Raw genomic sequence first — 6,961 nt, 5'->3', positions numbered from 1 at the left:
CGATCGCTACGTACACACAAATTACGTCACCACCCTTCTGGTTAAGAATCGTGTCTACAGCAACGGCTGTTTTTCCAGTCTGGCGGTCACCGATGATTAGTTCGCGTTGACCACGACCAATGGGAATCATTGCATCGATCGCAGTAATGCCCGTTTGAAGAGGTTCGTACACAGACTTCCGAGCGATGATGCCTGGTGCTGGAGACTCGATCAGGCGAGTTTCTGAGGTAACAATTTCTCCTTTGCCGTCAATAGGCCGCGCTAGGGAATCCACAACTCGGCCGATCATTGCCTCTCCTACAGGAACTTCAGCAATCCTACCAGTCGATTTCACCGTACTGCCTTCCTGGATAGAGCGACCGTCGCCCATCAGCACCACACCCACGTTGTCCTCTTCCAAGTTAAGTGCAATACCAACGGTACCATCTTCAAACTCCAGCAGTTCACTGGCCATAACTTTGTCTAGGCCATAGACTTGGGCAATGCCGTCACCGACCTTAAGTACAGTGCCCACATTGGCCACCTTGATATCTTGGTCGTATTGCTCAATTTGCTGCCGGATAATGCTGCTGATTTCGTCAGGTCTGATACTTAGCATAGGGATTCAGGGGTTGTTAAGGACAAATTAAACTATTAACCTGCCATCAGGCGCAGGGAAATTTGACGCAGTTGCCCGCGCAGACTAGCGTCAATAATCTGAGAACCAATTTTGATGACTATACCGCCAATAAGGCTAGGGTCTAAACTTGTAGACAACTCCACATCACGGGCACCTGTAATTGCCATAACCTTGCTCTTAATGGTTTGCACCTGGGCATCCGTCAATTCTCGCACTGAATAAACTTCTGCTAAAACAGTCTGCTTCAACTCACGCAGCAGTGCCTGATACTGTTGGCAAATCCTATCGAGGAGTCCAATTCGGCGGCGATCGACCAGAACCATGAGAAAGTTTTTGACATAGGGATGAAGCTGATCACCAACAATCTGGTGCAGGACAGCTTTCTTGCTAGCACCGTCTATTAGAGGATTTGCTAAAAACTGACGCAGATCATCTGAATCTTGAAGCAACTTAATTAAGCTAGCAGCATCCTCACCAAAACGCTCAGTGAGGTCGTGTTCCTGAGCTAGGGACATTAGGGCGCGGGCATAGGGTTCAACGATCGACTCCTTCAAGGTAGTCATAACTAGCCTCCAATCATTGCAATACTACGGTCAACCAACCGCTGCTGAGTTGACTCGTCAATACGACTTGGCAACTGCTCTGCTGCTCGTTGCAATGCTAGTGCCACCACGCGCTGCCGCAATTCCACCATGACTTTCTCTTGTTCTGAAGAAAGCTCCTGGGCAGCCATAGCTTTCATGCGCTCAATATCTCGCTGCGCCTGTTGCAGAATCGCTTCTCTGGTGGCTTTCGCTCGCTCTTCTGCTGCTGCCTTGATGCGCTCGGCTTCTTGTTGAGCCTGTGCCAAGTTCTGCTGTTGATCAGCTAGAGCTGCAGATGCTTCTTGCAGGCGACTTTCAGCATCAAGAATCGCCTGCTCAATGTCTGCCCGTCGCTTTGAGAGTACATTTCCCAGAAAACCACGCCCAAAATACACTAGCAGTGAAATCACGATCGCCAAGTTGATGACGTTTGATTCCAGGAGATTAAGGTTCAGCCCAAAGCCACCACTGTGACTCTCTGCCACCTCTGCTGCCAATACAAAAAAGTTATCTATCCAATTCATTTGCGCCTTACCAATGGTGTATTGCCCAAACTGTCAACCAATAACCTCTCAGCGGGACATTGAGAATCTAAAGAGAGCCAGCTAGAAACCAGAAGCGACTCAATAGCGACTTTTCCAACAGTGATTTTCTCTGGCACTAGGTGCCCAAAAGCTTCGCCAAGATTTGATTGCTTAACCCTTCCACCTGCTGCTCTAGGGCTTGAAGTGCTAACTGCTTCTGCTGGTCTAACTCGCGCTGTGCCTGCTCGCGCTGCGCCTGCGCTTCTTGCTGGGCTTTGGCCAACTCTTGGGCAGCTAGCTTACTTGCCTCTTCCTTTGCAGCGTTGATAACTGCTTGGGACTTTTTGCGCGCTTCAGCCAGTTCTGCCTCGTACTGCTTTGCCAATGCATTCGCCTTAGCTAACCGTTCCTTGGCATCGGCTTGGGTGGATCGAATGTAATTATTGCGATCGTCGATAGCCTTGCCCAGGGGTTTGTAGAAAACGACATTGAGAACAGCCACTAACAGTAAGAACTGCAACGCCATCAACGGCAGGGTGGCATCCAAATCAAATAAACCACCTTCTTTGGTTACTTCCTCTGCCGCTTCAATTGCCAGTAGAAAAGTCCAATGCATGATTGCTAATCCCGATGTGAAGAATTGATTCAGGGAACACAATGTTCCACTTGCTATCGATAGAAGCATGACACTAGCTAAGAAGACCAACTAAAGTTGATAGGTCTAGGCCATGCTTCACCTCACCTGAAAACGCTATGAAGCAAACGGGTTAGCAAACAGAAGCACCAGAGCCACTACTAGACCATAGATTGTCAAGGCTTCCATGAATGCCAGACTCAGCAACAGGGTGCCGCGAATTTTGCCCTCCGCTTCTGGTTGACGAGCAATACCTTCCACCGCTTGACCAGCAGCGTTACCTTGCCCAATACCAGGACCGATCGCTGCCAGACCTACAGCCAACGCAGCAGCTAGAACAGAAGCAGCAGAAATTAATGGATCCATAACAGTTTTCCTTACCTTTTGTACACAACAACAAACTCTGAATCGATGATTCGCTTGCACCGATAGTCAGACCCTTACCTTTACCTGAGAGGCAACCAACCTCCCATTCACCGACATCACGTCAATCGTGATGCTCTTCGCCGTGTTCGTGCTCTTCAACCGCTTCCCCAATGTATGAAGAAGCCAAGGTCGCAAAGATCAACGCCTGAATAGCACTAGTGAATAGCCCTAGAACCATCGCAGGAAGCGGCACAAACAGAGGCACCAACAGCACCAAGACCGCAACCACCAACTCATCCGCCAGGATATTGCCAAACAAACGGAAGCTCAGAGAAAGAGGCTTGGTGAAATCCTCTAGAATCTTGAATGGCAACATAATTGGAGTTGGATGGACGTAGTTGCCAAAATATCCCAACCCCTTGCGACTAAACCCAGCGTAAAAGTACGCCAAGGAGGTCAACAGAGCTAATGCCACTGTTGTATTAATGTCGCTAGTTGGTGCTGCCAATTCACCCTCTGGTAACTTAATCAGTCGCCAAGGCACCAGAGCGCCTGACCAGTTACACAGAAAAATAAACAAGAACAATGTACCTACAAATGGAACCCAAGGACGATATTCTTTTTCCCCAATATTTGTTTTTGCCAAATCTCGAATGAAATCAAGGGCGTATTCCAAAAGATTCTGCAAGCCTCTTGGCACGCGACTAATATTGCGAGTGGCTAGGATGGAAAGGATAATTAAGATGGCAATCACAAACCATGAGGTCAGAAACACCTGACCATGAAGTCTGAGGTTACCAATCTCCCAGTAAAAATGCTTGCCAACTTCCAACTCAGCAAGAACTAGGGAACCTAGGCCATTTAGCGAATGCAGCATGTCACCTCTGCGTCCTTCAAAAGATGAAACATAGTCTTTGGGCTGCAATTAGCCGAAGTGCCAACATCAGTGACTACTTGGCTTAAGTGTTGTCTGTAAGACATAGGCAATCACCGCAAGCTTATAGGTCAGAAAACCTAAAAAGATTGGAATGATTTCCAACTGATGCCATCGACTTGCTACTATAATCAACCCTACTAGTAGCAACAATCGAGTGTTTCCCAGACGCTTTCTTTGCCTACCAAGCTGTTCGACACTTTTACCGAGCATTCTTAGATAGACAGCGCCTGTGCAGCCTCCAATCAGGTAGTTGAGTGCGATCGCAAGAGAGTAAAAATACCAGACGCAGCCAAAAACAATGGCTAAGATCACCAGCGTAGTTATGAGCAACTGCCGTTGAAGGTCATAGTATTCTTGCATAGAATCAGTCTGGATATTTGACGATTCGGCAACATCCGGAACTGCTTCAATCTCTGCCATAGAACTCTAATACCTGTTACTAACCAACCATTCAACATCAGAATCTAACCACTGATTGCAGTTGTGAATTCTCTAAAACTGTCGAATAGTGTTAGCTTAATCGTTCTTAACCGTTACGCATCATACCACGTGGGGGATCACTTATATGCGTCATTTGCACGCTATGTGAATTGAAATCTGCAAACGCTAATAATTCTTCTACCGACTGCACAGTCATAACATCGAGCATAATCTCGGCATCTAGCCTACTAGCATGGTTCAAACTGCCTGTCAGGTACTAACAGTGTTTGCTTGATGTTGCTTTGGCAATCTTAAAGCTAGCAATAGATGTAGAGAGTTGTTAGATTTTGCTGCATGTGCTCTAGTAACACTGCATCTAGCTGAATCCCTGAAGGATGCTATCTTGCTGGCCCTTAAGGCTGAGAGATAGGCGGGCACCAATTTCTAGAATCATGCGAGAGGCAATGTAGTTGCCCCAGCGTGCCGCTTTGGTGAGGCTGTAGCCGTGGGTTAATCCATAGAGAACACCTGCGGCAAAGGCATCCCCTGCTCCGTTGGTGTCAATCGGTTGCACTGGAAACGCAGGCACCGTGGCAAGACTGCCCTGATGACAGACAATGGCTCCTCTAGCGCCCCATGTCATAAACACCGTCGGACAGAGCTTACCGATCGTCTGGATAGCTTGTTCGGGGTCATCCTGTCCACTAAAGGCAACGGCTTCCTCGTGGTTACAAAAGACAATATCCACATAATCACGAGTGAGTTGCTCAAAGTCATCACGGGAGCGATTGACGCAAAATGGATCGCTATAGGTAAAGGCAGTCGTAATGCCTGCTTGCTTTGCCAGTTCCATAGTGTGAACACAAGCTTGCTTCGTGCTGTCTCCATCCCACAAGTAGCCCTCAACGTAGGCAATTTGAGACCTGTGAAGTCGTTCGCTATCAATATCAGTTGCAGACAATGTGGTGGAAATACCTAGGTGCGTTAGCATTGTCCGATCGGCATCAGGTGTGGTCAGCACAACGCAAGTGCCAGTGTAGCCTTCGTGGGCAGAGGCAGGCTCAACTTCAAAAAAAATACCAGCCTTTTCCATATCCAATTTGTAAAATTCGCCGTTAGTGTCGTTAGCAACTTTGCCAGTGTAACAACCAGTGCCACCACAGTTTGCCAAGGCAACCATGGTATTAGCGGCACTACCGCCAGAGCGTAGCTCTAAGTGATGGTCGCTGAGGGCAGCTAACAGTTCACCTTGGCGGTGGGAATCGACTAGCGTCATTACACCTTTAGTAATCTGGTTGTCTACCAGAAACTGCTCGTCGATGGTTACTAATGTATCTACCAGTGCATTTCCTACACCAAACACGTCGTATTGCTTTTCAGTCATAGTCTCTCCCTGGGCTAGCGCACCAATTGGTATTAACGTACAGATTCAAAATGCTCCCAGTCTAGCCTAGGATTGCAAGGCAGAGTATCTACTCTCAGCAGTCTATTCCCTAGGAGGCTCAGCCACGGCCAATATGCCATGAAGGCCAAACAGGTACTATTCCCACCTTTGATCTTGGCAACAGGCACACTCAACCTGACAGAACCTAAACAGACTTAAGTTTGTAAGTTTATCAGTCGATCGAGGTAGCTGCCCTGATACACTCAAAGATCTGACGTTAACGCCCCTGAGGGCACTGGAATGGTGATGAAAACCGCGTGGGTTTTTCCTGGGCAGGGTTCCCAGGTAGTTGGCATGGGTATGGACCTGTTAGAGTTGCCTGCTGCCAAAGAACGATTAGAATGGGCATCTAATGTTTTAGGTTGGTCAGTCATTGAGGTTTGCCAAGGGCCAGAAGACCGCCTTGCAAAAACGTTTTATACTCAGCCTTGTCTTTATCTCATCGAAAGTCTGTTAGTAGACTTATTAATGACAGAAGGTTATACGCCTAACTGGGTTGCTGGCCATAGCTTGGGTGAATACGTTGCTTTTTACGCAGCGGGGGTATTTAGTTTTGAGTCTGGATTACGGCTTGTTAAGCGTCGTGCTGAGTTGATGGATGCTGCATCCGACGGCAAGATGGTCGCCCTAGTTGGGTTTGAGCGCGCTGAGCTGGAGGCAGCAATTGACCAAACCCCAGGAGTCATCCTAGCTAATGATAATAACCCTGGCCAAGTTGTTATTTCAGGCACGGTTGAAGCCGTGGATACTGTAGTGTCGGCGATTAAGGTGCGAAAAGCAATTCCGCTCAATGTGTCGGGTGCGTTTCATTCACCCCTCATGGCTGATGCAGCAGCCGAGTTTCAGCTTGTATTGGATTTAGTGTCATTTAACGATGCTAAAATTCCTGTGCTATCTAATGTTGAACCAACAGCAACCACAGACGCTCACGTGTTGCGCGATCGGTTAACTCGCCAAATGACGGGACCAGTGCGGTGGCGAGAGATATCACTGCATCTGGCAGCTAATGGTGTTGAGCGTGTGGTCGAAATTGGCCCTGGCAAAGTCTTGACTGGCCTCGTCAAGCGAACTTGCCCTGAGCTAGTGTTGGAGAATATTAGCAATTTTACGGATCTAAAGGCATGGATAGCATCACAATAACTATGGGCATAAAGTTCTATGGCTAGCATTGTTATTGCAAAGCAGCGAGAGCATCCACTTAATCTCATACCCTACAATGCTTTTAAGTGGCTAATCATCATGCCTACGCTATTTACCTACTTTCAAGGGCGGCGCTATGGTATCGAGAATGTCCCTATGCGTGGCCCGGTCGTGGTTGTTAGCAATCATGCGAGTGACGTTTACCCACCGCGTTTGGCCACTTGTGTGGGTCGTCCGGTAGCCATCATGGCTAAGGAAGGGTTATTTAGAGTGCCCCACGTGGGGGCAGCAAA

At 48.0% G+C, this 6,961-nt stretch carries 10 protein-coding genes; 2 read left to right on the top strand and 8 right to left on the bottom strand.

Going from position 1 to position 6,961, the window contains the following annotated elements:
- From NZ772_10610 to NZ772_10575, 8 genes are all read right to left on the bottom strand, one after another.
- Nucleotides 1–598: F0F1 ATP synthase subunit alpha (locus NZ772_10610; GenBank protein MCS6814003.1), on the bottom strand; the 598-nt coding region annotated here is incomplete at its 3' end.
- 35 nt (nucleotides 599–633) lie between these two features.
- Nucleotides 634–1,182, bottom strand: coding sequence for an ATP synthase F1 subunit delta (gene atpH / locus NZ772_10605; protein ID MCS6814002.1), 549 nt, complete (start codon nucleotides 1,180–1,182; stop codon nucleotides 634–636).
- A gap of 2 nt (nucleotides 1,183–1,184) precedes the next feature.
- Nucleotides 1,185–1,727: a F0F1 ATP synthase subunit B gene (locus NZ772_10600; protein ID MCS6814001.1), complete on the bottom strand. Its 543-nt coding sequence runs from the start codon at nucleotides 1,725–1,727 to the stop codon at nucleotides 1,185–1,187.
- Between the two features lie 136 nt (nucleotides 1,728–1,863).
- The gene (locus NZ772_10595; protein MCS6814000.1) at nucleotides 1,864–2,346 is read right to left on the bottom strand and encodes a F0F1 ATP synthase subunit B'; all 483 of its coding nucleotides are present in this window, start codon (nucleotides 2,344–2,346) and stop codon (nucleotides 1,864–1,866) included.
- Nucleotides 2,347–2,478: 132 nt separating this feature from the next.
- Nucleotides 2,479–2,727, bottom strand: a complete 249-nt coding sequence (atpE, locus tag NZ772_10590; protein MCS6813999.1) for an ATP synthase F0 subunit C — start codon at nucleotides 2,725–2,727, stop codon at nucleotides 2,479–2,481.
- A 121-nt stretch (nucleotides 2,728–2,848) separates the two neighbouring features.
- The gene (atpB, locus tag NZ772_10585; GenBank protein ID MCS6813998.1) at nucleotides 2,849–3,604 is read right to left on the bottom strand and encodes a F0F1 ATP synthase subunit A; all 756 of its coding nucleotides are present in this window, start codon (nucleotides 3,602–3,604) and stop codon (nucleotides 2,849–2,851) included.
- A gap of 66 nt (nucleotides 3,605–3,670) precedes the next feature.
- Nucleotides 3,671–4,084: an ATP synthase subunit I gene (locus tag NZ772_10580; GenBank protein ID MCS6813997.1), complete on the bottom strand. Its 414-nt coding sequence runs from the start codon at nucleotides 4,082–4,084 to the stop codon at nucleotides 3,671–3,673.
- A 376-nt stretch (nucleotides 4,085–4,460) separates the two neighbouring features.
- Entirely contained in the window at nucleotides 4,461–5,468 is a 1,008-nt protein-coding gene (locus NZ772_10575; protein ID MCS6813996.1) for an adenosine kinase, read from the bottom strand.
- Between the two features lie 303 nt (nucleotides 5,469–5,771).
- Between NZ772_10575 and fabD the strand changes: the two genes are divergently transcribed.
- Together fabD and NZ772_10565 are read left to right on the top strand one after the other, a co-directional pair.
- Nucleotides 5,772–6,668, top strand: coding sequence for an ACP S-malonyltransferase (gene fabD / locus NZ772_10570; GenBank protein ID MCS6813995.1), 897 nt, complete (start codon nucleotides 5,772–5,774; stop codon nucleotides 6,666–6,668).
- 18 nt (nucleotides 6,669–6,686) lie between these two features.
- Nucleotides 6,687–6,961 (top strand): 1-acyl-sn-glycerol-3-phosphate acyltransferase (locus NZ772_10565; protein MCS6813994.1); only part of this gene is annotated, 275 nt, incomplete at its 3' end.

The sequence above is a fragment of the Cyanobacteriota bacterium genome (assembly GCA_025054735.1).
Taxonomy (GTDB): domain Bacteria; phylum Cyanobacteriota; class Cyanobacteriia; order SKYG9; family SKYG9; genus SKYG9.
This window is presented reverse-complemented; position numbering and strand designations above follow the sequence as displayed.